Source organism: Novosphingobium sp. (genome assembly GCF_036803765.1).
In the GTDB taxonomy this organism is placed as follows: domain Bacteria; phylum Pseudomonadota; class Alphaproteobacteria; order Sphingomonadales; family Sphingomonadaceae; genus Novosphingobium.
This window is the reverse complement of the sequence record NZ_DAIRTS010000026.1, coordinates 18,332-42,481: the sequence shown is the minus strand read 5'-3', so window position 1 is coordinate 42,481 and position 24,150 is coordinate 18,332. Positions and strand designations below refer to the sequence as shown.

General features: G+C 66.9%; 20 protein-coding genes. 9 read left to right on the top strand and 11 right to left on the bottom strand.

Translation table 11 applies throughout. The features are described from left to right. The 6 genes from V7Q48_RS15340 to V7Q48_RS15315 all read left to right on the top strand — a co-directional run. The coding region (locus V7Q48_RS15340) for a 2,4'-dihydroxyacetophenone dioxygenase family protein (RefSeq protein ID WP_333839273.1) at window positions 1–502 on the top strand (502 nt) is incomplete at its 5' end. A 4-nt stretch (window positions 503–506) separates the two neighbouring features. Further along, window positions 507–1,580, top strand: coding sequence for an aromatic ring-hydroxylating dioxygenase subunit alpha (locus tag V7Q48_RS15335; protein WP_333839270.1), 1,074 nt, complete (start codon window positions 507–509; stop codon window positions 1,578–1,580). A 27-nt stretch (window positions 1,581–1,607) separates the two neighbouring features. Continuing rightward, on the top strand, window positions 1,608–2,447 hold the full coding sequence (locus V7Q48_RS15330; RefSeq protein ID WP_333839267.1) for an SDR family NAD(P)-dependent oxidoreductase: 840 nt from the start codon (window positions 1,608–1,610) through the stop codon (window positions 2,445–2,447). Beyond that, window positions 2,447–3,454, top strand: a complete 1,008-nt coding sequence (locus tag V7Q48_RS15325; protein ID WP_333839265.1) for an alcohol dehydrogenase catalytic domain-containing protein — start codon at window positions 2,447–2,449, stop codon at window positions 3,452–3,454. The genes V7Q48_RS15330 and V7Q48_RS15325 overlap by 1 nt, the downstream gene beginning before the upstream one ends. 157 nt (window positions 3,455–3,611) lie before the next feature. After that, window positions 3,612–4,679 carry a ThuA domain-containing protein gene (locus tag V7Q48_RS15320; RefSeq protein ID WP_333839263.1) on the top strand — a complete coding sequence of 356 codons (1,068 nt, stop codon included), beginning with the start codon at window positions 3,612–3,614 and terminating at the stop codon, window positions 4,677–4,679. Further along, window positions 4,676–5,950 carry an MFS transporter gene (locus V7Q48_RS15315; protein WP_333839261.1) on the top strand — a complete coding sequence of 425 codons (1,275 nt, stop codon included), beginning with the start codon at window positions 4,676–4,678 and terminating at the stop codon, window positions 5,948–5,950. Before V7Q48_RS15320 ends, V7Q48_RS15315 begins: the two co-directional genes overlap by 4 nt. On the opposite strand, the gene V7Q48_RS15310 is transcribed toward V7Q48_RS15315, so the two are convergent. After that, window positions 5,913–6,833 carry a LysR family transcriptional regulator gene (locus tag V7Q48_RS15310; RefSeq protein ID WP_333839258.1) on the bottom strand — a complete coding sequence of 307 codons (921 nt, stop codon included), beginning with the start codon at window positions 6,831–6,833 and terminating at the stop codon, window positions 5,913–5,915. The two genes, V7Q48_RS15315 and V7Q48_RS15310, sit on opposite strands and share 38 nt — an antisense overlap. Before the next feature lie 98 nt (window positions 6,834–6,931). Between V7Q48_RS15310 and V7Q48_RS15305 the strand changes: the two genes are divergently transcribed. Together V7Q48_RS15305 and V7Q48_RS15300 are read left to right on the top strand one after the other, a co-directional pair. Further along, window positions 6,932–8,044, top strand: coding sequence for an S-(hydroxymethyl)glutathione dehydrogenase/class III alcohol dehydrogenase (locus tag V7Q48_RS15305; RefSeq protein ID WP_333839256.1), 1,113 nt, complete (start codon window positions 6,932–6,934; stop codon window positions 8,042–8,044). A gap of 157 nt (window positions 8,045–8,201) precedes the next feature. After that, window positions 8,202–8,699 (top strand): hypothetical protein, encoded by a 498-nt coding sequence (locus V7Q48_RS15300; RefSeq protein ID WP_333839254.1) that lies wholly within the window; start codon window positions 8,202–8,204, stop codon window positions 8,697–8,699. 9 nt (window positions 8,700–8,708) lie between these two features. On the opposite strand, the gene putA is transcribed toward V7Q48_RS15300, so the two are convergent. The 8 genes from putA to cyoA form a co-directional block, all read right to left on the bottom strand. Continuing rightward, window positions 8,709–12,338, bottom strand: coding sequence for a bifunctional proline dehydrogenase/L-glutamate gamma-semialdehyde dehydrogenase PutA (gene putA, locus V7Q48_RS15295; protein ID WP_333839252.1), 3,630 nt, complete (start codon window positions 12,336–12,338; stop codon window positions 8,709–8,711). A gap of 99 nt (window positions 12,339–12,437) precedes the next feature. Next, the gene (locus V7Q48_RS15290; protein WP_333839250.1) at window positions 12,438–13,007 is read right to left on the bottom strand and encodes a response regulator transcription factor; all 570 of its coding nucleotides are present in this window, start codon (window positions 13,005–13,007) and stop codon (window positions 12,438–12,440) included. Beyond that, window positions 12,997–14,355, bottom strand: coding sequence for an ATP-binding protein (locus V7Q48_RS15285; RefSeq protein WP_333839248.1), 1,359 nt, complete (start codon window positions 14,353–14,355; stop codon window positions 12,997–12,999). Before V7Q48_RS15285 ends, V7Q48_RS15290 begins: the two co-directional genes overlap by 11 nt. Continuing rightward, a complete protein-coding gene (locus V7Q48_RS15280) occupies window positions 14,352–15,092 on the bottom strand; it encodes an SURF1 family protein (RefSeq protein WP_333839246.1) in 741 nt (246 codons plus the stop codon). Before V7Q48_RS15280 ends, V7Q48_RS15285 begins: the two co-directional genes overlap by 4 nt. Window positions 15,093–15,095: 3 nt before the next feature. Beyond that, window positions 15,096–15,506, bottom strand: a complete 411-nt coding sequence (gene cyoD / locus V7Q48_RS15275) for a cytochrome o ubiquinol oxidase subunit IV (protein WP_333839244.1) — start codon at window positions 15,504–15,506, stop codon at window positions 15,096–15,098. Next, on the bottom strand, window positions 15,503–16,156 hold the full coding sequence (gene cyoC, locus V7Q48_RS15270; protein WP_333839242.1) for a cytochrome o ubiquinol oxidase subunit III: 654 nt from the start codon (window positions 16,154–16,156) through the stop codon (window positions 15,503–15,505). Before cyoC ends, cyoD begins: the two co-directional genes overlap by 4 nt. After that, a complete protein-coding gene (gene cyoB / locus V7Q48_RS15265; protein WP_333839240.1) occupies window positions 16,153–18,198 on the bottom strand; it encodes a cytochrome o ubiquinol oxidase subunit I in 2,046 nt (681 codons plus the stop codon). The genes cyoC and cyoB overlap by 4 nt, the downstream gene beginning before the upstream one ends. A gap of 74 nt (window positions 18,199–18,272) precedes the next feature. Continuing rightward, on the bottom strand, window positions 18,273–19,475 hold the full coding sequence (cyoA, locus tag V7Q48_RS15260; RefSeq protein ID WP_333839238.1) for a ubiquinol oxidase subunit II: 1,203 nt from the start codon (window positions 19,473–19,475) through the stop codon (window positions 18,273–18,275). 203 nt (window positions 19,476–19,678) lie between these two features. On the opposite strand from cyoA, the gene V7Q48_RS15255 reads away from it, so the two are divergent. After that, complete coding sequence (locus tag V7Q48_RS15255; protein ID WP_333839280.1) at window positions 19,679–20,965, top strand: MFS transporter; 1,287 nt, start codon at window positions 19,679–19,681, stop codon at window positions 20,963–20,965. Between the two features lie 81 nt (window positions 20,966–21,046). On the opposite strand, the gene folD is transcribed toward V7Q48_RS15255, so the two are convergent. Both folD and V7Q48_RS15245 read right to left on the bottom strand, forming a co-directional pair. Then, window positions 21,047–21,913, bottom strand: coding sequence for a bifunctional methylenetetrahydrofolate dehydrogenase/methenyltetrahydrofolate cyclohydrolase FolD (gene folD / locus V7Q48_RS15250; protein WP_333839236.1), 867 nt, complete (start codon window positions 21,911–21,913; stop codon window positions 21,047–21,049). A gap of 557 nt (window positions 21,914–22,470) precedes the next feature. Next, window positions 22,471–24,105 carry an NAD(P)/FAD-dependent oxidoreductase gene (locus V7Q48_RS15245; RefSeq protein ID WP_333839234.1) on the bottom strand — a complete coding sequence of 545 codons (1,635 nt, stop codon included), beginning with the start codon at window positions 24,103–24,105 and terminating at the stop codon, window positions 22,471–22,473. Window positions 24,106–24,150: the final 45 nt, after the last annotated feature.

Here is a 24,150-nt window from a genome sequence, read left to right as displayed (position 1 = left end):
ATACGAGATCGTCCAGGTTCCCGAACTCTACGGCGATCTCATCCGCGCGCGCGGCGTCGAAGGCACCTATGTCGGCGCCGGCGAAGCGGAAAGCCCGTGGGTGCCCTTCGGTGACAATGCGGCGATCCGCCATCTGGCGTTCGACGTGCGCGAGAACGTCTATGTCAACATCCTGTGGATCAAGGGGCCGGGCGTTATCGGCACGCACAAGCATCGCGGCCGGGTCTGGGCGATCGGGCTCGAGGGCTCGTTCCGCTACCTCGAATACGACTGGGTGTGCAAGCCGGGCGAGTTCATCACCGAGACGCCGGGCACCGCACATACGCTGGTGACCGACGACCCCAACGGGATGAAGGCGCTGTTCCACATGCAGGGCGCCAACGAGTTCTTCGACGCCGAGGGCAATCACGTCGAGACGCTCGATGTGTGGTGGTTCATGAACCACTACGAGACCTATTGTCGCGAAAACGGCATCGCGATCAACAAGCAGCTGTATCTCTGATCCGATGCGCGAGGGCGTTCCCAGGCTGGGCCCGGCCCCGCGCGAGGCCTACCTCAAGGCGTGCTGGTACGTTGCCGGCTGGGCCGACAGGCTGGGCAACGAGCCGCAAGACCGGGTCTTCCTCGAAGAGCCGGTCGCGCTGTTTCGCGATGAACAGGGCGTGGCGCATGCCGTGGGTGGGCGTTGCCCGCACCGGTTCGCGCCGCTCGGGCAGGGCAGGGTGGTTGAGGGCACCCTGGCCTGTCCTTATCACGGGCTGCGCTTCGATGGGACGGGCGCCTGCGTGTTCAATCCCCATCCCGGCGGGCAATTGCCGGCCGCGCGCTTGCCGGTCTACCCGCTGGTTGAGCGCCATGGCCTGCTGTGGATATGGATGGGCGATGCCGCCCACGCCGACCCGGCGGCCATTCCCGATTTCGGCTGGCTTGCCGATCCGGCGTGGGACGTGGTGCGCGGCGCGACGCGTGCCGAGGGGCACTATGAGCTTTACAGCGATAATATTCTCGACCTCAGCCACGCCAACTTCGTCCATCCCGCACTCGTTGCCAGTGCCTTCACCGAAGGCGAGCGGCGCTTCTGGCAGGACGGCGACACCGTTCACGCAGAATATGTGCAGATGGGCGCTCCGTTGTCACAAGGCATCGGCGCGATGCTCGGTCGCGTGGGCGAGCTGCAGGATTTCTATGGCGAAGTAACCTGGCACGCCCCGGCCGTCTTGCGCTTCGACTTCATCGCCGGGCCGCCGGGCACCCCGCGCGAGGCTTGCACGCTGCTGCCCTCGCTTCACGCCTTCACGCCCGAGACGCCGGACACCACGCATTACGTCTGGGCCACGGGCCGCGACTTCGCGCTGGGCGATGCCGGCTTTTCCGAGGCGATGCGTGGCGCGCTCGAGCATGCGTTCGAGCGCGAGGACATGCCGATCATCCGCGATAGCCACCGCCTGATGCGCGGGCACGATTTCTGGGACCTCAAGCCGTGGGTGCTGAACGGCGATGGTGGCGGCATCCGTGCGCGTCGCATGCTGCAGCGCCTGATCGCCCGTGAACGCGGGCAGGACCAAGACAGCGCCGCCTGAGCGGCCACCATCATGGGAGACGATACGATGTCCATTCTCGACCGCTTCAGCATTGCGGGGCGCAGCGCACTGGTCACTGGCGCGGCCAGCGGCATCGGCCTTGCCTATGCCGAAGCCATGGCCGAAGCCGGCGCCGCGGTGACGCTGGCCGACATCGACCTGGAAGGGGCCGAGCGTGAGGCGGCGCGGCTCACCGCCGCAGGCCATACCGCCCGTGCCGCGCACTGCGACGTGTCGGACTTCGACGCGGTGGCCACAGCCTTCGACGCGCATGCCGAGGCCTATGGCGGGCTCGATATCTGCTTCGCCAATGCCGGGATCGACGCGGGCGCTGGATTCTGGAACCCCGCCGGACATCGCAATCCCGACGGACAGGTCGATACCTACGACCCGGCGCGGTGGGCCAAGTCGATCAACGTCAACCTCAACGGCGTCTTCCACACGATCTCGAACGCCGTGCGGATCATGAAGCAGGACGGGCGCGCCAATGGCCGTACCGGCGGTTCGATCATCTGCACGGCGTCCAATGCCGGGCTGGTGACCGAGCCGATCGTCGGCCTGCCCTACATGCCCGCCAAGGCCGGGGTGCTGCACATGGTGCACGCGCTGGGCCTCGAGCTTGCCGAGTTCCGCATCCGCGTCAACGCGATCGCGCCGGGGCCGTTTGTCACCAACATCGGCGGCGGCTGGCTCAAGAAGGACCCTGTCGCCCGCGCAGCCTGGGATGCAATCGTGCCGCTCGGCAAGCTGGCGGAAACGGACCAGATCAAGCCGCTGGCGCTGCTGCTGGCGTCCGACGCGTCCGACTACATGACCGGCAGCCATGTCGTGATCGATGGCGGGATGATGCTGGGCAAGTACAAGTAATGCGCGCCGTCGTCATGCAGGGGCTGCACCGGCCCCTCGCACTGGAAACCGTGCCCGATCCGACGCCGGGCGAGGGCGACCTCGTCGTCAGGGTTGGCCGCTGCGGCATTTGCGGGTCCGACCTGCACATGACCGAGGACGAGGCCTATGGCCAGGGCGCCGGCTCGATCCTGGGGCACGAGTTCGCCGGGGAAGTCGTTGCGCTGGGCAAGGGCGTCGAGGGGTGGCGCCTGGGCGACCGCGTGGCAGTCAGCCCGCTCAAGAGCTGCGGTCACTGCCCGGCCTGCCACGCGGGCGAGGTCCAGTGGTGCAGCGCCTTCGGCCTGCAGGGCGGGGGCTATGCCGAATATGCCGTGACGCGGCCCAACCAGTGCGTCCGCCTGCCCGCCACCGCAAGCCTGGCCGATGGCGCGATCATCGAGCCACTGGCCGTGGCGCTTCATGGCATCGGCCTGTCGGGCCTGCGCCGCGGCGACAAGGTACTGGTGCTTGGGGCGGGGCCGATCGGCCTAGCGGTCGCCTTCTGGGCGAGACAGCACGGCGCAGGCCGCGTCGTGGTGCAGGACATCGCCGAATGGCAGCGCGAGCGTGCGCTGGCCATGGGGGCGCATGACTTCGTGGTGGCACCGGCCGAACCCGTCGAAGCCGCTGTCCGGGCCCTGGGTGGCCCGGCGGACCTGGTCTTCGAATGCGTCGGGGCGCCCGGCCTCATCGCACAAGCCGTGCAGCAGGTGCGCAATCGCGGCACCATCGTCCTGCTCGGGCTCTGCACCCGGCCCGATACGCTGAACACGTTTGCGATGCTGTCGAAGGAAGTCCGGCTGGTCACCTCCGCCTTCTTCACCACGCACGAATACGAGGCCGCGCTCGACGCGCTCGATCGCGGGGCGGCAGAGCCCCGGATGTTGGTGACCGATACCATCCGCTTGGGCGACACCCCGGATGTCTTCGAAAGCCTGCGCAAGCGCACCCACCAGTGCAAGGTGCTGATCGATCCCATGAATTAAGCGCGGGGCGATTAGACCTTCTCGTTCGGACGGCCCCGCGATAAGCACGCTGACACGCGTCCACCGACGCCGGGGAGCAGGAACGATGAAGCGCAGTAGAGGGCCGATGACGCGAGCGGCCGCATTTTGCATCGCCCTTGCGGCAGCACTTCAGGCCGTGCCTGCGTTCGCAAGCCCGGTGCGCGATTGCCCGCTGCGCGACCGGCCCTTTTCGCTACAGTCGCCGCTGATGGACGTGCTACTCAGCCCGCGCGCCAGCGCGATCGTCAGGCGCGAGGCCGGTGACTTTTCGGGTCATCCGTTCGGCGGCATGCTCAAGCCTGCGGCGCCGAGCATGTCCGCGATCGTGACGCTGGAAGGCATTGCGCCCGCACTCGGGATCAAGCCCGCGCAACTCGCCCGCATCGGCGCGGCGTTCAAGACCCTGCCGGTGACCGCGCAGGACCGGATCGCGCGCTGCGCCCGCTACGATGGCGAACCGGTCGCCGCACCCCCGGCCAACGGACGCCGCCATGTCCTGCTGTTCGAGAAGAATGTCGGCTTCCGCGATGCCCCCGCGATCGAGGCTGCACACCGTGCCTTCGTCGCGCTGGCCGACGCGCGCGGGTGGGATGTCGTGACGACCGAGCATGCCGGCGCCTTCACACCGGCCACCCTGCGCGGCTTCGACCTGGTCATCTGGAACAACAATTCGGGCGACCTGCTCACGCTGTCCCAGCGCGCAGCGTTTCGAGCCTGGATCGAGCGGGGCGGCGCCTATGTCGGCGTACACAGCGCCTCGGGCGATCCGGCGACGTTCTGGCCGTGGTATCGCGACACGCTGGTCGGCGCGACGTTCGTCGGTCATCCGATGAACCCGCAGTTCCAGGATGCGCGGATCGTGATGGAGACCCGCGACCCCACGCTTTCGGCGGATTTGCCCAGGGAGTGGACCTGGCAGGACGAATGGTATTCGTTCGCAGCCTCGCCGCGGCGCACGGGCGCCCAAGTGGTCGCGACATTGGACGAGAAGACCTATTCGCCGAAGGGCATGACTGGCGAAAGCCTGGCGATGGGTGACCATCCGATCGCCTGGACCCGCTGCATCGGCCGCGGCCGCATGTTCTATTCGGCCATCGGCCACCGGCCCGAAGGCTACGCAGACACACGTTATCGCACGATGCTCGGCAACGCGCTCGACTGGGCAATCGCGCGTAACGCCTGCAGCGGTGCCGCCGCGCGATGAAGGCTGACGCGGCGCTGAGCGATGGGGCCCGCCTGCGCGCAATCCTTGCGGGATCGGCAGGCAACCTCATCGAATGGTATGACTTCTACATCTACGCCTTCACGGCGCTCTATTTTTCGTCGGAGTTCTTTCCCGAAAGCAATCCGCTGGTGCAGGTCATGGCGACGAGCGGGATCTTCGCGGTCGGATTCCTGCTGCGCCCGATCGGCGGATGGTACTTCGGCCGGTTCGCCGATCGGCACGGCCGCCAGCGCGCCATGGTCGCCTCGGTATTGATGATGGGGATCGGCTCGGCGCTGATCGCCGTGCTGCCGCCCTACGGCCAGATCGGTGTCGGCGCGCCCGTGCTCTTGCTGCTTGGCCGGATGCTCCAGGGATTTTCGACCGGCGGTCAATACGGGACTGCCGCTACGTACCTCAGCGAGATTGCCGGGCGCGGGCGGCGCGGGTTCTGGTCCTCGTTCCAGTATGTCACGCTGATCGGCGGGCAGTTGCTGGCAACCCTGGTCATCCTCGCGCTGCAGCACCTGCTGGGCGAGGGGGCGATGAAAGCCTATGGCTGGCGCATCGGTTTCGCAATCGGCGCGGCAGGGGCCGGCCTCATCCTCCTGCTGCGACGGCACATGCACGAGACGGGCGGGGCCAAGACGGACGCGGCAGGATCGCTGCGCAGCCTCCTCGGGGAGCACTTGCGGCCGTTCCTCATCGTCGTCGCATTGACGGCGGGCGGCAGCCTCTCATTCTACACCTTCACCACCTATATGCAGAAATACCTGGTGCTGACGGTCGGCATGACCAAGCCCGACGCCACGCTGCTGATGACCGGGGTGCTGGTGCTGTTCATGGTGATCCAGCCCGCGATGGGCGCGCTGTCCGACCGCATCGGGCGGCGGGCCAACATCCTGATCTTCGCCGCCCTGGCGATGGCGCTGACCGTGCCGATCTTTACTTGGCTGGCGCAGGCGCACTCGTTCTGGGTCGCGGGCGCGCTGGTCATGGCGGGGCTGGTGGTCAACAGCTTCTACACCTCGGTCAGCGGCGTATTCAAAGCCGAGCTGTTCCCGGTCCATGTCCGCGCGCTGGGCGTCGGACTCGCCTATGGCATCGGCAATGCGCTGTTCGGTGGCACGGCCGAGAACGTCGCGCTGGCCTTCAAGAGCGCGGGGCTGGAGAGCGGCTTCTACTGGTATGTGACGGCGCTGGCTGCGGTCGCGCTGGTGGCGGGCCTGATGCTCAGCGATACGCGGCGTGTCGATCCTCTGGCGGGGTGAACCCGCGGGCCATGGCGGCCGGCAATTCGGCCACCAGCAGCGCGACGAAATCGGCAACCTTGCGCGGCACCAGGCGACGGCGCGGGTGCATCGCCCAGATCGGCTCGGCCGTGGCGCGGACATCGTCGAGAACAACGTCGACCTGGCCCAGCGCCAATGGCCGTGCCGCATAGAAATCGGGCACCTGGCACACGCCAAGCCCGGCGATCGCCGCAGCGGTCACGGCAGGGCCGTTGTTGCATCGCCAATGCGCTTCGGGCTGGTACGTCGTCTCGGCCTGATCACGGCGGAAGTGCCAGACCGGCGCCGACCCGATCAGGCAGGCGTGGCGATCGAGATCCTCGATCCGCTCGGGCCGGCCTCGTTCCGCCAGATAGGACGGGGCGGCACAGGTCACCACGTTCCGCTCCCCCAGACGATGGGCAGCCAGGCGCAGGTCGGTCTGCGGGCCGGTACGGATGGCGAGGTCGAAGCCTTCCGCGACGATGTCGACCACGCGGTTGCTGAAATCGAGCGATACGGCGAGCGAGGGATGCGCCAGCGCATGGCGCAGCGCCAGCGGGGCGATGAAGTATTCGCCCAAGGCCGCCGGGCAGGTGATGCGCAGGCTGCCGCGAAGGCCGGGGTCGCCGCTGGCCACGGCGAGGGCCGCATCGCGCTCGTCGATGATGCGACGCCCGCGCTCGGCCAATTCCTTGCCCGCAGCGGTCAGCGCCACGAGGCGCGTGGTGCGATGGAGCAGCGTCGCCCCGGTGCGATGCTCGAGGCTGGCGATGGCGCGGCTGACATGCGAGGTGGAGCGACGCAGCTTGCGGGCCGCTGCGGCGAAACTGCCGTTCTCGGCGATCGCGACAAGCTCCTCCAGACCGTTCCAGTCCGACATTTCATTATCCCGAGCATGCAATAAACTTTTGCGTAAATGCGCGCTTTGTGCCCGCCATGCAATGCTGTAGGCACGCCGAACCAAGAGGAGAACCCCGCATGAAGACCCGTGCCGCTGTCGCTTTCGAGGCGAAGAAACCGCTGGAAATCGTCGAACTGGACCTCGAAGGGCCCAAGGCGGGCGAAGTCCTCGTCGAGATCATGGCGACCGGCGTGTGCCACACCGATGCCTACACGCTCGACGGGTTCGACAGCGAAGGCATCTTCCCCTCGGTGCTCGGCCACGAAGGCGCCGGCATCGTGCGTGAGGTCGGCCCGGGCGTCACCTCGGTCAAGCCGGGCGACCATGTCATTCCGCTCTACACGCCCGAATGCCGCCAGTGCAAATCGTGCCTCTCGGGCAAGACCAACCTGTGCACCGCGATCCGCGCCACGCAGGGCAAGGGCCTGATGCCCGACGGGACCACGCGCTTCTCCTACAAGGGACAGCCGATCTACCATTACATGGGCTGCTCGACCTTCTCCAACTTCACCGTCCTGCCCGAAATCGCGGTCGCCAAGATCCGTGAAGACGCGCCGTTCCAGACCAGCTGCTACATCGGTTGCGGCGTGACGACGGGCGTGGGCGCGGTGGTCAACACCGCCAAGGTCCAGGTCGGTGACAACGTCGTGGTCTTCGGCCTCGGCGGCATCGGCCTCAACGTGATCCAGGGCGCGCGGCTCGCCGGTGCCGGCAAGATCGTCGGCGTCGACATCAACCCCGACCGCGAGGAGTGGGGCCGCCGCTTCGGCATGACCGACTTCCTCAATTCCAAGGGCCTGAGCCGCGAGGAAACCGTCGCCAAGGTCGTCGAGATCACCGATGGCGGCGCGGATTACACCTTCGACGCCACCGGCAACACCGAAGTGATGCGCACCGCGCTCGAGGCCTGCCATCGTGGCTGGGGCACCTCGATCATCATCGGCGTGGCCGAGGCGGGCAAGGAGATCGCAACCCGCCCGTTCCAGCTCGTGACCGGCCGCAACTGGCGCGGCACGGCCTTCGGCGGCGCCAAGGGCCGGACCGACGTGCCCAAGATCGTCGACTGGTACATGCAGGGCAAGATCGAGATCGACCCCATGATCACGCACGTCATGGGTCTCGAGGAGATCAACACCGCGTTCGACCTGATGCACGAGGGCAAGTCGATCCGCAGCGTGATCGTGTTCTAATCGGCATAGGATCGCACATAGCAGCGCGCGCTTGGCGCGATGCGTGACAAGGGGCGGCCCCGCGATCAGGCGGGGCCGCCCCCATCACATCTACGGCCGTAACATGCCGAGCTCCTGCCGTTGACGCAAGGGACGGAGGCACGGTAGCCATGGGGTCATGGTCAACACGCGAACGCCGTATTCCGCAAAAACTGCTGCCTATCTGCGCCGCGAAACCGCGATCAGCGCCGGGATCAACTGCATTTTGACCCTGGTCTTTTTCCTGCTCGTCTTCGGCATGGCGCCGGTGGTGCCGGTCTGGGGCGTGGGAGCCTACGTGTTCGACTTTCTGCCGCAGGGCTTCATGGTCGCGTTCATGGGCACGCTCGTGCCTTCCCTGCTGACGAGAAAGGCCATGCGACAGGGGAAGCTTGTCGGAATTGAGGGCCCCGGTCGCCCATGGTTGCCCAGCCTTCTGGTCATGCGGGCCGTTCTGCTCGGGCTGATTGGCGCTGCCATCGGCACGGCCGCTGCGGCCGCCATTCTTGGCGCTACGGGCGCTACGCTGTTGCCCTGGGCGCTCGCGCTGGCAGCAAAGCTGGTCTTCGCTGCGGCTTTGGCCGGCACGGTCACGCCGTTGGCGCTGCGCGCCACTCTGGCGGAAGTGCCGGCCTGAGCTCGCCGTTCAGACCATCGCCATCAGACTGGCATTGCCGCCCGCCGCGGTGGTGTTGATCGAGACGCTGGTTTCCTCGAGCAGCAGGTCGAGCGGGTAGGCACCCGCTTCGGCCGCATGGACCGGCACGATCATGCCCTCGGCATCAGCCAGGCTGCGCGCGATGGCACCGAGGGCTTCCCCGCGCTGCTCGACCAGCGCGACGCAGATGGGGCGACCCGCACCCAGTGCACTGACCCGCCTGGCAACCGCCGCTGGCCAATCGGCCGGAAGCGTCTCGATGCGGGCGTGGACGATGGCGGCATCGTTGCCGGTCGCCAGGGCCGCGCCGATCTGGCGCCACAGACCGCCCTCGGTCGCGGCGTAGAGGCCGACGGTTCCCCTCGGTTCGAGGCAGTAGCGGTTGGTCTCGCCCACCGGCCCAGCGAGATTCGTCGCTACACCCAAACGCGAGGCGGCGATGTCGGCGCGGACGAGGCGTGCGGCCTCACCGTCGCCCTTGCTTTCGAGCCAATCGGCGAAGAGGACCGCAGCCGGATCGGTCCGACCCGCAAGGCCGGCAAAGGTGGGCGAAGGCGCAGGCTGGCCGCGCACGAGGCGCGACAGGTAGAGCGGCCCACCCGCCTTGGGTCCGGTGCCGGACAAGCCGCGTCCGCCGAACGGCTGGACGCCGACGACTGCGCCGATCGTGTTGCGGTTGACGTAGAGATTGCCGGCCTCGACCGCCGCCGTGACCCGCGCCACAGTCTCGTCGAGCCGGGTATGGAGGCCGAAGGTCAAGCCATAGCCCGTACGGTTGATGCCGGCGATCACGGCTTCCAGATCGCTTGCCTGATAGCGGACGACGTGTAGCACCGGTCCGAAAACCTCGCGGCCCAGCGCCTCGATGCCGGGCAATTCGATGATCGTCGGCGCGACGAACGTGCCTTCGGCGCAATCGACGGGGAGGGGCAGCCGGTGGACCGGGAAGCCTCGCGCCTGCATCGCGGCGACGTGTGCTTCGATCGTATCGCGCGCCTCTGCGGAAATCACCGGGCCGATGTCGGTCGACAGGCGGTCGGGATTGCCCGGCACCAGTTCGGCCAGTGCCCCGCGCAGCATGGCCAGCGTCCGGTCCGCCACGTCGTTCTGCAGGAACAGCACGCGCAGCGCCGAGCAACGCTGGCCGGCGCTGTCGAAGGCGGAGGCGACGACGTCGGCCACCACCTGCTCGGCCAATGCCGAGGAGTCGACGATCATCGCGTTCTGCCCGCCCGTCTCGGCGATCAGCGGGATCGAACGGCCTTCGGCATCGGTGCGCGCCGCAAGCGTGCGCTGGATGATCCGCGCCACTTCGGTCGAGCCGGTGAACATGACCCCGGCGACACCGTCCGCCTCGACGAGCGCCGCGCCGATCGCGCCATCGCCGACGAGGATCTGCAGGGCCTCGGCGGGGATGCCCGCCTCGTGGAAGATCGCGACCATGCGGGCGGCCACAAGCGGGGTTTCCTCCGCCGGCTTGGCCAGCACGGGGTTGCCCGCGACGAGGGCGGCGGCAATCTGCCCGGTGAAGATCGCCAGCGGGAAGTTCCAGGGCGAGATGCAAACGACCGGCCCGAGCGGGCGCGTATGGGCCAGCGTGGCCCGCGCCTCGACCGCGTAATAGCGCAGGAAATCGACGGCTTCGCGCACTTCCCCCACCGCATTGGCTGCAGTCTTGCCCGCCTCGCGCATGATCAGGCCCATCAGCGGCATCGTCTGGCGTTCGAGCAAAGTCGCGGCTCGCTCAAGCATCGCCGCGCGCGCGGCCACCGGCGTCTGCGCCCAGGCAGCGAGAGCATCGAGCGCGCGCGACACGGCGGCACGCGCCTCTGCCGCGCTTGCCGGCCAGACATGGCCGACGACGTCGCGGTGGTCCGCCGGGTTGCGCACCGCATCGCCCGGCGCGGCATCGGGCTGGACCACGCCAGCCTGCCAGGTAGCACCGACCGAGGCCTGCAAAACGGCCGGCAGTGCGCCGAGCACGGTCTCGTCGGCAAGGTCGAGACCCGCAGAGTTGCGGCGCTCGGCAAAGAGCTTGCCCGGCAAGGCCACGGCCGGATGCGGCGCACCCAGATCGTTGCTTGCCGTCACGATCGCCGACGGGTCGGTGACCAGTTCTGAAATGCTCACCTCGGGATCGTTGATGCGGTTGACGAACGAGGAGTTCGCCCCGTTCTCGAGCAGCCGGCGGACGAGGTAGGCGAGCAGGGTCTCGTGTGTGCCGACGGGTGCATAGACCCGGCAGGGCCGGTCGAGCTTGTCGGCGCCCACGACCTGGTCGTAAAGGCCTTCGCCCATGCCGTGCAGGCACTGGAACTCGTAGTCGCCCAGCTTGAAGTCCGGTCCGGCGAGATGCAGCACCGAGGCCAGCGATTGCGCGTTGTGCGTGGCGAACTGCGGGAACACCACGTCGCGTGCGTCGAGCAGCTTGCGCGCGCAGGCGACGTAAGCGAGGTCGGTGTGGACCTTCTGGGTATAGACCGGGAAGTCCGCCAGCCCATCGACCTGCGCGCGCTTGATCTCCGCATCCCAATACGCGCCCTTGACCAGGCGGACCATGATGCGGCGGCCGCTGCGGCGGGCCAGATCGACGATCCAGTCGATCACGAAGGGGCAGCGCTTCTGGTATGCCTGCACCACGAACCCCAGCCCATTCCACCCGGCGAGATCGGGATCGGTGGCCAGCGCCTCGAGCAGGTCGAGCGAGAGTTCGAGGCGGTCGGCTTCCTCGGCATCGATGTTGAGACCGATGTCGTACCCGCGCGCGAGCACGCACAGCGCCTTGACGCGCGGCAGCAGTTCCGCCTTCACGCGCCCGGCCTGCGCGCGCACGTAGCGCGGATGCAGAGCCGACAGCTTGATCGAGATGCCAGGCCCCGCGTGAATGCCACGGCCGGCCGAGGCGCGGCCGATGGCCTCGATCGCCTCGACATAGGCCGCATTGTAGCGGTCGGCGTCGGCGGCGGTCATCGCGGCCTCGCCCAACATGTCGTACGAGAAGGCAAAGCCCTTGGCCTCGCGCGGGGCGGCGCGCTTCAAGGCCTCGTCGATGGTCTCGCCCGTGACGAACTGCTCGCCCATCATGCGCATCGCGGCATCGACCGCGCGGCGGATGACCGGCTCGCCCATCCGCGCGATGAGACGGGTGAGGCTCGCGCCGAGGCCGGCCTCGTCTTCGGCGCCGACCAGTTTGCCGGTGAGCAGCAGGCCCCACGAGGCGGCGTTGACGAAGACCGGGCGATCCTTGCCGAGGTGGCCGCGCCAGTCACCCTGCGCGATCTTATCGCGGATCAGCGCATCGCGGGTCGCCGTGTCGGGTATGCGCAGCAGCGCCTCGGCCAGGCACATCAGCGCCACGCCCTCGGGGCTGCTGAGCGCATATTCCTGTACGAGCGATTGCACCGCCCCCGGCTTGGCGCTCGCCCGTAGCCGGGTGATGAGCAATTCCGCCGTGGCACGAACCGGCTCGACCAAGTCGGCGGGCAGGGTCGCGGCGGGCAGGAGCGAGGTCACGCAGGCGCGCTCGTCCCGCCGAGTCGCCGCGGTGATCGCCTGACGGAGCGGCGACTGGCCGGCGAGCGGCGTGACGAAGCGGGCGAAGGGCGCGGTCTGTTCCATGCGCGCATCATATCACGCTTGGAACAGGCAATTTGCCCATAGATGGGGCAACGAAAGGCGCAGCGCATTGCCTGGCAAGCCCCCAACAGTACAATCAGCCTAGCGCAGTGGTCGCTTTTCCAGTTTTCTGGCCAGCGTTCGCCGATGCATGCCGAGCCGCCGCGCCGCTTCGGAAATGTTGAAATCGCATTCGACCAGCGTCGAATGGATGTATTCCCATTCCACCGTCTTGATCGAGCTCTTGCGCGTATCGAGCGGCACCGTCGGGTCACCCGCGACCCGGCCGAACGCCTCCTCGATGTCGTCCGTGTTGGCCGGCTTGGCGAGGTAGTGCGAGGCGCCGAGCTTGATCGCCTCCACCGCGGTGGAGATCGAGGCGAAGCCCGTCAGCACGACGATCCGGGTATCGGGATCGCGATCGGCCAGCATGTGGACGCAGGTCAGCCCCGAGCCGCTGCCGAGTTTCAGATCGACCACGGCAAACTGGAAATCGTTGTCGTCGAGCAGTGTCTCGAGATCCTCGGGGCTGGCGGCATGATCGACCGCATAGCCCCGCCGTTCGAACGAGCGCCGAAGCGTGCGCGCGAAAGCCGGATCGTCTTCCACGATCACCAGGCGAGGCAAATCGGTCGCCGTGGAATCGGTCGTCGCGTCCGCGTCAGGCGGCATGGTCTTCTCCTGCGTCTGTACCGGCGCGATAGGCCAGCGACGCCATCGGGATCGTCAATCGTACGAGTGCGCCGCGAGCCGACCGGTTCTCCACCTCGACCCGGCCACCGAGCTTGCGCACCACGTTGACCACAAGGAACAACCCGAGCCCCCCGCCGTCGCGCCCCTTGGTCGAGTTGTAGGGCCGGCCAAAGGTTTCCAGCATGGCCGGCGCGAAACCGGGGCCGAGGTCGAGCACGGTGAGGACGATGTCCCCGCCGTTGAGTTCGGCACGCAGTTCGACGAATTCGGGCGACACCTCGAGCGCGTTGTCGATCACGTTGCCGATGATCTGGCGCAGCGCCGGATCGGCGACGATCGGGCGGTCGCTGCGTACGGTATCATGCAGCCGAACGACGCCTCCGGCGCGCTCGTTCCATTCCGCGGCGATGGTCTCGAGGAACTCGCCCAGCGTCGTGATCCGGGGATTGTCCCCGCGTGCCTCGCCGGCGCTCATCAGGATGCCCGAGAGGATCGATTTGCAGCGACGCAGCTCGGACGCCATGTCCTGCACTTCGTCGCGCAGGTCAGGGTCGGTCTGAATCGCGGGGTGACGCTGCCAATCGCCAAGGATCACCGACATCGTCGCCATCGGTGTGCCCAGTTCATGCGCCGCGCCCGACGCGAGCAGACCCAGGCGCACGATGTGCTGCTCTTCGGCGGCCTGTTGCCGCAGCACGGCCAGCGCCTCCTCGCTCTGCCGCCGATTGCGGTCCATGCGGATCACGAAGAAGACCAGCAGCGCCGCCACCAGCACGAAGCAGACGAGATTACCCAGCTGGAACAGTTCGATCGCCCCGTCGAACATCCCGCCGGGCAAGTCGAGGGGCCGGTGCGCAAAGGCCAGTCGTGCCACGATCACCCCGGCCATTGCTGCCACGATCACGCTCCAGTTCGGCGGCAGCAAAATGGCGGCGATCACGATCTGCATCAGGAACAGGAACGTGAAGGGGTTGGACGTGCCGCCACTGAAATAGAGCTGCCAGGCCAGGGCGAGCATATCGAGCGTCAGCGCGCCGAGAAGTTCGACATAGGTATAGCCCGCGCGCCCGCGGTCGAGCAGCAGCGTCAGACCGTTGATGACGATCAGCAGCGCAGGCACGGCGATCAGCGGCGCGATGTCGAGACGCACGCCGAGCAGATGCACACTCACCCAGATCGCGACGAGCTGGCCGGCGGCCGCAAGCCAGCGCAGTTGCACCAGGAGCGCCATGTTGCGCGCGCTGCCGGCAGGATAGGTCGGCCGGGACTGCGCCTCGGCTTGCGGGTCGGATAGTGCCGAGGCGGGATGGGGTGTCGTGGCGCTCATCGCGCCTTGCGCACTACCACGAATATCGCCGCAAGCGAGAGGCCTGCAAGGGCAAACCAGGTCAGCGCATAGGCCAGGTGGTTGTTCGGAAACTGGACCACGGTCAGGCCCGGCACCGGGACGGGTGCAAGCGTGCGCGCCGGCGTTTCGGTCTGCGCATCGAGAAAATAGCGCGTCTCGCCGGGCGGCAGGCGGCGGGCGATGGTCATGGCGGACAGGTCACGCGCGTACCAGCGCTCCTGTTCGGGGCGATTGGCGCGCAGCAGCGTGCCGCGCGGTTCGGTCTGGCGAACGAGGCCGACCACGCGAACCGGCCCGGTCGGCACTGCGGCGCGCGCCGCCTCGAGCCGCGTGCCCAGCGGCACGAACCCGCGGTTGACCCAGATCGCGGGTGCCGCGCCGCGGCTCACGGGCACCATGACCCAATAGCCGTTACCGAGCGGACTGGTCGCGGTGGCGAGGACGACGCCGCGAGGGTCGAACACTCCGTTCACGACGACACGATGATAGGTGAGGGCGGCAAGGTCGCCGCGTGGGAGCGCTTCGGGAGGCACCGGGGCGGCGCGAAGGGCGCGCGCCACGTCGGCAATCAGCGCTTCTTTCCAGGCAAGGCGCTGGACCTGCCAGATGCCGAGCGCGGCAAAGCCGGCTGCGAACACCAGCAGGAGCAGGACGGGCAGCACGCGCCGTGTGGCTCGACCCGTGGCGGAGCCGCGCACAGTGCTGCCCGTCTGCATGGTTCAGTCCATCTGTTCCATGTGCTGCATCGGCATCATGTTGTGGTTCATGTGGTACATGACCCACAGCGTGCCCGACAGCACGACCAGCACGACGACGCCGGTGAAGATCAGCGCGAGCAGGTTCCACCCGCCCTCGGCCTTGCCGTTCATGTGCAGGAAGAAGATCATGTGGACGACCACCTGCACGGCGGCGAAGGCAGCGACGACCAGCACCGTCGTGCTCTTGTCGGCGATGACACCGCCCATGACCAGCCAGAAGGGGATCGCCGTCAGGATGACCGAGAGGACGAAGCCGATCACGTAATCGCGCATCGACCCGTGGGCTTCGTGCTCGTGATGGCCGATCGAGTGGGGATTGGCTTCGCCGTGCGCGTGCTGGTGCGCCAGGTCGTTGTAGTTCTTCGCGCTCATCGCACCATCCCGATCAAATAGACGAAGGTGAAGACGCCGATCCACACGACGTCGAGGAAGTGCCAGAACAGCGACAGGCACATGAGGCGGCGCTGGTTGGCCTGGATCAGACCCTTGCGCGACACCTGCACGACCAGCGTGAACAGCCAGATCAGGCCGAACGTGACGTGGAGGCCGTGTGTGCCGACCAGCGTGAAGAACGCCGACAGGAACGCGCTGCGCTGCGGCGTGGCGCCCTCGTGGATGAGGTTGGCGAACTCGTAAAGCTCGATCGACAGGAAGGCCGCGCCGAACACGGCAGTGACCAGCAGCCAGAGCTGGGTCTGGCCGACCGACCCACGCTGCATCGCCAGCATGGCGAAGCCGTAGGTGATCGACGAGAACAGCAGCATCGAGGTGTTGACCGCGACCAGCGGCAGCTCGAACAGCTCGCGCGGGCCGGGGCCGGCGGCATAGTTGCCGCCGAGCACGCCGAACGCGGCGAACAGGATCGCGAAGATGAGGCAGTCGCTCATCAGGTAGATCCAGAAGCCCAGCATGGTGCTGTGACCCTCGGGATGGTCGTGCTCGTCGAGATCCCAATACTTGCCGAGCTTGGTCAGCGAGGCGGGCAGGGCCGCCGACGCCGGGTGGTGATGGGTCTCGCTCATGCCGAGGCTCCCTGGGTGTGGGCAAGGCGTTCCAGCTGGGCCGTGCGCTTCGCCTCGGTGGCGGCAACTTCATCGGCCGGGATGTGGAAGTCCCGCTTGTAGTTGAAGGTATGGCCGATCGCAGCAACCAAGAGGCCGACAAGGCTGATGCCCGCCATCCACCAGATGTGCCAGATCATGGCGAAGCCCAGCACGGTGCTGATGCCGGCGATGACCACGCCCGCGCCGGTGTTGCTGGGCATGTGGATCGGACGGAAACCTTCGAGCGGACGACCGACGTTGGCACGCTTCATGTCGTCCCACGCGTCGATGTCGTTGACCAGCGGCGTGAACGCGAAGTTGTAGGCCGGCGGCGGCGAGCTGGTCGCCCATTCGAGGGTGCGGCCATGCCACGGGTCCCCGGTCTCATCCTTGAGCTCTTCGCGCTTCCAGATCGACACGCCGTACTGCACGATCATCGCACCGATGCCGGCGGCGATCAGCAGGGCGCCGAGCAGCGCGGCGATGAAGTAGGGCTGCAGGCTGGGATCGTCGAACACGCGGGTCCGGCGGGTCACGCCCATCAGGCCCATGATGTAGAGCGGGGTAAAGGCGAGCCAGAAGCCCGGCACCCAGCACCAGAACGAGACCTTGCCCCAGAACGCGTTGAGCTTGAAGCCGAAGGCCTTGGGCCACCAGTAGTTGATCGCCGCGAACGTGCCGAACACGACGCCGCCGATGATCACGTTGTGGAAGTGCGCGATCAGGAACAGCGAGTTGTGCAGAACGAAGTCGGCCGGGGGCACGGCAAGCAGAACGCCGGTCATGCCGCCGATGGTGAAGGTGAGCATGAACGCCACGGTCCACATCATCGGCAGGTCGAAGCGGATGCGGCCGCGGTACATCGTGAACAGCCAGTTGAACAGCTTGGCGCCCGTGGGGATCGAGATGACCATGGTGGTGATCCCGAAGAAGCTGTTGACGCTGGCGCCCGAACCCATCGTGAAGAAGTGGTGGAGCCACACGAGATACGACAGGATGGTGATGACGACGGTCGCGTAGACCATCGAGGTGTAGCCGAACAGGCGCTTGCCCGAGAACGTCGAGGTGATTTCCGAGAACACGCCGAAGATCGGCAGGACCAGGATGTAGACCTCGGGGTGACCCCAGATCCAGATGAGGTTGACATACATCATCGGGCTGCCGCCGAAGTCGTTGGTGAAGAAGTTGGTCCCCACGTAACGGTCGAGCGAGAGCAGCACGAGAACGGCGGTCAGCACCGGGAAGGAGGCGACGATCAGGACGTTGGTGCACAGCGCGGTCCAAGTGAAGACCGGCATGCGCATCATGGTCATGCCCGGCGCGCGCATCTTGATGATTGTGGCGATGAGGTTGATGCCCGACAGCGTGGTACCGACACCCGCCACCTGCAGCGACCAGATGTAGTAGTCGACGCCGACACCGGGGCTGTAGGCGAGGCCCGACAGCGGCGGAAACGCCAGCCAGCCGGTCTGCGCAAATTCACCCAGGAACAGCGAGGCCATGACCAGCACGGCGCCGCCGGTGGTCATCCAGAAGCTGAAGTTGTTGAGGAACGGGAACGACACGTCGCGCGCGCCGATCTGCAGCGGCACGACGTAGTTCATCAGACCCGTGACGAAGGGCATCGCCGCGAAGAAGATCATGATGACGCCGTGCGCCGTGAAGACCTGGTCGTAGTGATGGGCGTTGAGGTACCCGTCGCTGCCGTTGAAGGCCATGGCCTGCTGCAGGCGCATCATGATCGCGTCGGCAAAGCCGCGCATGAACATGATGAGGCCGAGGACCATGTACATGATCCCGATCTTCTTGTGGTCGACGCTGGTGAACCATTCCTTCCACAGGTACCCCCAGAGGCGGAAGTACGTGAGGATGCCGAGCAGGCCGATGCCGCCGAGGACGACGCCCACGAAGGTCGCGGCCACGATCGGCTCGTGCAGGAATGGCAACTGGTCCAGGGATATCCGCCCCAGAAGCGGTGACCACTGCGGTGCAGCGGTGGCAGGAAGGGGAACTGCGGTCATCGCGGTGTCCATCGGTCAGAAAAACAGGAACGTATCGAAATTTGGGGTGGCCTGTCGGCCGCCGGCAACCTGCATCAAGAGGCAGGCGCCATCAGCGGTGCGGCGAGGCTGACGTGCGGGCCACTGGCCTGGTTGATCCCGGCGCCGCGCAGACGGTCGAGCGAACGCGGGGCAGCCAGGTCGCTGGGCGCCGCCGACATCGGCCGGTTGTCGCTGCAGTAGGCCTTCACGAAGCGATCGGTCTGGGCGACGACGCTGCCGGGCAGCACCGGGGTCTCGGTGACGCGGCCGTTCTTGTCGTACGTCAGCGCCGCGACGTTGAGCATGGCCGCCTCCTTGGGCACGCCGCCCTTGGCATCGAGCATGGCCATCTGGCTGGAGCAGATCTTGCCGGGCTGGACGCAGAGGTCGACCACCGCGTTGAACAGGTCCGGGGTGACGCTGGCGTAATGATGGACCGGCTCGCCGATGCTCGGGCGATCGAGCGCGATGTAGCCTGGGCGGTCGAGTACGGTGGCGGCCTTGTCGGCCTTCACGCCGGCGACCCACTGGGCAAAGCCCTGGTCCGAGACAGCGCGGGTGACGAAGTGCATCTTGGAGAAGCCGGCGCCACTATAGTGCGCGGACAGGCCCTTGAACGTGCCTTCCTGGTTGAAGACGGCGTGCAGCTTCGTCTCCATGCCGGGCATTGTATAGATCATGCCGGCAAGCGCAGGCACATAGAACGTGTTCATCACCGTCGACGAAGTCAGCCGGAAGCGCAGCGGCCGGTTGGCCGGCACGACCAGTTCGTTGACCGTGGCGATGTTCTGCTCGGGGTAGATGAACAGCCACTTCCAGTCCATCGACACCACCTCGACGTCGAGCGGCGCAGCGGTTGCGGCCACGGGCGTCTTGGCGTCGATCCGGCCGATAGTGCGGTAGGGATCGAGCAGGTGCGTGCCCACCCAGGTCACCGCACCAAGTGCAATGATGATGAGCAGCGGGGCAGCCCAGATCATCAGCTCGAGCTGGGTCGAGTGGTTCCATTCCGGATCGTACTTCGCCTCGGTATTGGTGGCGCGATAGCGCCAGGCAAAGATGACGACGGCCGCCATGACCGGAATGACGATCAGCAGCATCAGCACGGTCGCGATCACGACAAGATCGGCCTGCTGGCGCGCCACGTCGCCGGCGGGGTTGAGAACCACCCAGTCGCAGCCGGCAAGCGGCAGGGCCAGGGACGAGACGATGGCGCAGCGCAGCAGGCGCGCCCGATTCAGGAGTTTCGCACGCATGCTGCGCACCTAGATGCGGCAGGGGGTGCAAACGATAGGACATTTTGTCCAATCCCCTTCGCGGTCGCACAAAGACAATAGGGCGCTATTGACAGGTCGTCCGCCATGGCGGCCGGCCCTTCGGCGCGTTTGCTGGAATGCGCCCGAAATCCAAGGAGTTTGCGTCAATCATGACTGCCGCCGGAGTCGACTATAACGCAGGGATGGGCCCTGATTCCCACGATGGCACCGGACATGGCGCGATCTCGCCGGGCGAAATAGCCATCGGCGTCATCATCGGCCGCACGTCCGAGTTCTTCGACTTCTTCGTCTATGCGATCGCCTCGGTGATTGTATTCCCGAAGGTGTTCTTCCCCTATCTCGACCCGCTCAACGGCACGCTGGCCTCGTTCGCGGTGTTCCCGCTGGCGTTCATCGCCCGGCCACTGGGCTCGCTGTTCTTCATGTGGCTCGACCGTGCCTACGGTCGCGGGTTCAAGCTGACCGTGGCCCTGTTCGGGCTCGGCGGCTCGACGGCGGCCATCGCCTTCCTTCCGGGCTATGCCGACATGGGCCGCGATGCGGTCCTGCTTCTCGCGCTGCTGCGCCTTGGCCAGGGCTTCGCGCTGGGCGGCACCTGGGACGGCCTCGCCTCGCTGCTCGCGCTGAATGCGCCCGAGGGCAAGCGTGGCTGGTACGCCATGATCCCGCAGCTGGGTGCGCCGCTCGGCCTCATCGTCGCCAGCCTGCTCTTCGCGTTCTTCACCGAATCGCTGCCCGCGGACGACTTCCTGTCGTGGGGCTGGCGCTTCCCGTTCTTCGTGGCCTTCGCGATCAACGTCGTGGCATTGTTCTCGCGCTTGCGCATCGTGGTGACCCCGGAATTCCAGCGCCTGTTCGAATCGCGTGACCTCGTCGCCGAACGCCCCATCGTCACGATCCGCGAACAGTGGAAGACCATCGTGATCGGTGCTTTCGCGCCGCTCGCCAGCTTCGCACTGTTCCACATGGTCACCGTTTTCCCGCTGTCGTGGGTGTTCATTTTCACCTCGGAAGAACCGACCCGCTTCCTCACCATCGAGGCCGTCGCTGCTGCCGTCGGCGTGGGCGCGATCGTGATCTCGGGCCTCGTGGCCGACCGCGTCGGTCGCCGCACGCTGCTCGGCTTCTCGGCCGCCGCCATCGCCGCGTTCTCGGGCTTCGCGCCCCAGCTGCTCGGCATCGGCATCGCCGGCGAGATCTCGTTCATGCTCACGGGCTTCATGCTGCTCGGCCTGGCGTTCGGCCAATCCTCGGGCGCGGTCGCCGATGCCTTCGGGACGCGTCACCGCTACACCGGCTCGGCGCTGACCAGCGACCTTGCCTGGCTGCTCGGCGCTGGCTTTGCGCCTTATGCCGCGCTGTGGCTCTCGGCCAATTACGGCCTGCTGGCATCGGGTGCCTACCTGCTCTCGGGTGCGATCGGCACGATCGTCGCGCTCTGGGCAAACCGCACCGCCGCCACGCGCTGACGCAAGCGCATCGGCGCCTGAACGAAAAACGGCCCGGGAGCGCTCCCGGGCCGTTTTTTGTATCTCGACCGAACGGCTCGATCAGTCCGCCGCGCTCCGCGATTGCGCCGCCTGCACCGTGTTGCTCAGCAGGCAGGCGATCGTCATCGGTCCGACGCCGCCCGGAACCGGCGTCACCGCGCGCGCATGGGCCATTTCCTGCGATGCGCAATCGCCCACCAGCCGGGTCGTGCCGTCCGGCGCGGTGACGCGTGTGATCCCGACGTCGATGACCACCGCGCCAGGCTTGACCCAGTCGCCGCGTACCAGCTCCGGCGCACCGGCTGCCGCCACGACGATGTCAGCCTTGCGCACGATGTCCGGCAGGCCCTGCGTGGCGATATGCGTGACCGTCACGGTGCATTCACGTTCGAGCAGCAGCATGGCCACCGGCTTGCCGACGATGTTGGACTTGCCGATCACGACCGCGTCGAGGCCACGATAGCTGTCGATCACGGTATCGAGCAGGAGCATGCAACCGAGCGGGGTACAGGGCACCAGCCCGCCGGTCCCGGTGGACAGACGGCCGACGTTGACCGGGTGAAAGCCGTCGACGTCCTTGCCCGGGTCGATCGCATCGAGCACCTTGCCGGCATCGATCTGTGCGGGAAGGGGCAACTGCACGAGGATGCCATCGATCGTCGGGTCAGCGTTCAGCGTGGCGATCAGGGCAAGAACCACGTCCTCGGCGGTATCGGCGGCCAGCCGATGCTCGACCGAGCGGATGCCCACCCTGGCGCACTGGCTGATCTTGCGGCCGACATAGACCTCGCTGGCGGGGTCGTTGCCGACCAGCACCACGGCGAGCCCGGGCTGGCGTCCGCCGGCCGATACGATCTCGGCCACCGTGGCGGCAGTCCGCTCCGACAAAGCGCCGGCGATTGCCTTTCCATCGATCAGCGCGGCCATGACAGATCCTTTGTCATCTCTCTCCCTTTCATCCCGGTCGGGCGATCACGGCGGGCGATGCTCGTCCCATGCCGCAGCGTCGTGTACCGTTTGGCACTGTCAACGCATCACGGTCCATAGGGGAAATCGTATGTGTTGCATACAAAATCCCGCATCGCCTTGGTCAGCGAAGACGAAAAAAAGGGGCCGAGCGGAATTAACCGGTCGGCCCTTTTGAAGTTTGGGAGAGGATGCCTGAAAGGCCTGTTCGGAATGACGCACTGCGGCACGACCGGCAAATGCGTTTCACGCCGCTCCAGATGCAAAAACCTCAACCGCAAATTTTCGTCAACCGGTTTCCGTTGACACCGGAATGAGCAAGTGCCCGACATCACTTCAGTTTCATGATAGCGCAACCATCCTGCCGGCCAGTGATCGGCCTAAATCACAACCAGCGATGAACTGCGCAAAGGTATGCATGATCCGCGTGTGTGATCGCAATCTCGCAGAAATGCGGTGCAACCGACGTTTACCGACGCGTTAACGGCGAATCACGGCACTTCCGAGTCGGGTGGTTCTCAGCCCAGCAGTTCTGCCGCGAGCGCCTCTGCCACGCGGATCCCGTCGACCGCTGCCGAGAGAATGCCGCCCGCATAGCCCGCGCCTTCGCCCGCCGGGTAGAGGCCCCGCGTGTTGAGGCTCTGGAAGTCCTTGCCGCGCGTGATCCGCACCGGCGATGACGTCCGCGTCTCCACGCCGGTCATCACGACATCGGGGTGATCGTACCCGGCCATCTGGCGGCCGAACACGGGCAGGGCCTCGCGCAGGGCGGCAATGACGAAGTCCGGAAGACATTCGTCCAGGCTCGTCGGCATGACGCCGGGCTGATAGGATGGCGTGATTGCGCCCAGCGCAGTGCTCGGCCGTCCGGCGAGGAAGTCGCCCACTGTCTGGCCCGGCGCCTGGTAGGTCGATCCGCCGGCAATGAAGGCGCGCTCCTCCCAATGCCGCTGCAGGGCAACGCCCGCCAGCGGATGTCCGGGAAAATCGCGCTCGGGCGTGATGTCGACCACGAGGCCGGAATTGGCGTTGAACTCGGCGCGTGAATACTGGCTCATGCCGTTGGTCACGACGCGGCCGGGTTCGCTGGCTGCCGCGACAACGCGGCCGCCCGGGCACATGCAGAAGCTGTAGACCGCGCGGCCGTTGCTGCACTGGTGTGCCAGCGAGTAGGCCGCCGGGCCGAGCGCCGGGTGCTTGGCGCAGGCGCCATAGCGCGCGACGTCGATGAGGTTCTGGGGATGCTCGATCCGCACCCCTATGGCGAAGGGCTTGGCCTCGATGTGCACGCCGCGATCGTACAGCACCTCGAACGTGTCGCGCGCCGAGTGACCGACGGCCATGATGACGTGGCGCGCCGGCAGGCGCGTGCCATCGGAAAGGTGCAGGGCCGCAAGGCGGCGCTCCCCGTCCGCGGCCGTCGCGATCTCGAAGTCGTCGACCCGCGTGCCGAAGCGGTATTCGCCGCCAAGCTTCTCGATCGTCTCGCGCATCGACATGACCATGGTGACGAGGCGGAACGTACCGATATGCGGATGGGCCTCGGTCAGGATGTCGTCGGGAGCACCGGCCTTGACGAATTCGACCAGCACCTTGCGGCCGAGATGACGCGGGTCCTTGATGCGGCTGTAGAGCTTGCCATCGGAAAAGGTCCCGGCGCCGCCTTCGCCGAACTGGACGTTGGATTCCGGCGTCAGGACAGACTTGCGCCATAGCGCCCAGGTATCCTTGGTCCGTTCGCGCACCGCCTTGCCACGCTCGACGATGATCGGCCTCAGGCCCATCTGCGCGAGGATCAGGGCTGCGAGCAGGCCGCAGGGGCCCGCGCCGATCACGACGGGGCGGTCGCCCTCGGCCGGAGACCAGCCGGCGGGCGCCAAGACCGGGAAGCGATAGCTCGTGTCGGGGGAAGGGCGCACGTGCGCGTCGCCGGCAAGACGGGCCAGCGCATCCTGTTCAACGTCGGGCGCCAGCGTCACGTCGACGGCATAGACCAGCTGGATCGCGTTCTTGCGCCGCGCGTCATTGCCGCGCTTGGCGACGGCATAGCGCAGGATCGTGGCGGGATCGACGCCCAGCCGCGCCGCAAGTGCTGGCAGCATGGCATCGGGTTCGTGCTCGAGAGGCAGCTTGATTTCGGTAACGCGTAGCATGAAGGCGGCTCTAGCCCGTGGCGCCGGGGAGGGGAAGCCGGGCAT

Coding starts and splice junctions, on each gene's coding strand:
- V7Q48_RS15285 (WP_333839248.1), bottom strand. CDS start 14,355: ATGAGCGCCACGACACCCCATCCCGCCTCGGCACTATCCGACCCGCAA.
- V7Q48_RS15330 (WP_333839267.1), top strand. CDS start 1,608: ATGTCCATTCTCGACCGCTTCAGCATTGCGGGGCGCAGCGCACTGGTC.
- putA (WP_333839252.1), bottom strand. CDS start 12,338: ATGGAACAGACCGCGCCCTTCGCCCGCTTCGTCACGCCGCTCGCCGGC.
- cyoA (WP_333839238.1), bottom strand. CDS start 19,475: ATGCGTGCGAAACTCCTGAATCGGGCGCGCCTGCTGCGCTGCGCCATC.
- V7Q48_RS15280 (WP_333839246.1), bottom strand. CDS start 15,092: ATGCAGACGGGCAGCACTGTGCGCGGCTCCGCCACGGGTCGAGCCACA.
- cyoB (WP_333839240.1), bottom strand. CDS start 18,198: ATGACCGCAGTTCCCCTTCCTGCCACCGCTGCACCGCAGTGGTCACCG.
- V7Q48_RS15310 (WP_333839258.1), bottom strand. CDS start 6,833: ATGTCGGACTGGAACGGTCTGGAGGAGCTTGTCGCGATCGCCGAGAAC.
- V7Q48_RS15325 (WP_333839265.1), top strand. CDS start 2,447: ATGCGCGCCGTCGTCATGCAGGGGCTGCACCGGCCCCTCGCACTGGAA.
- V7Q48_RS15305 (WP_333839256.1), top strand. CDS start 6,932: ATGAAGACCCGTGCCGCTGTCGCTTTCGAGGCGAAGAAACCGCTGGAA.
- folD (WP_333839236.1), bottom strand. CDS start 21,913: ATGGCCGCGCTGATCGATGGAAAGGCAATCGCCGGCGCTTTGTCGGAG.
- V7Q48_RS15255 (WP_333839280.1), top strand. CDS start 19,679: ATGGGCCCTGATTCCCACGATGGCACCGGACATGGCGCGATCTCGCCG.
- V7Q48_RS15300 (WP_333839254.1), top strand. CDS start 8,202: ATGGTCAACACGCGAACGCCGTATTCCGCAAAAACTGCTGCCTATCTG.
- cyoC (WP_333839242.1), bottom strand. CDS start 16,156: ATGAGCGAGACCCATCACCACCCGGCGTCGGCGGCCCTGCCCGCCTCG.
- V7Q48_RS15335 (WP_333839270.1), top strand. CDS start 507: ATGCGCGAGGGCGTTCCCAGGCTGGGCCCGGCCCCGCGCGAGGCCTAC.
- cyoD (WP_333839244.1), bottom strand. CDS start 15,506: ATGAGCGCGAAGAACTACAACGACCTGGCGCACCAGCACGCGCACGGC.
- V7Q48_RS15290 (WP_333839250.1), bottom strand. CDS start 13,007: ATGCCGCCTGACGCGGACGCGACGACCGATTCCACGGCGACCGATTTG.
- V7Q48_RS15245 (WP_333839234.1), bottom strand. CDS start 24,105: ATGCTACGCGTTACCGAAATCAAGCTGCCTCTCGAGCACGAACCCGAT.
- V7Q48_RS15315 (WP_333839261.1), top strand. CDS start 4,676: ATGAAGGCTGACGCGGCGCTGAGCGATGGGGCCCGCCTGCGCGCAATC.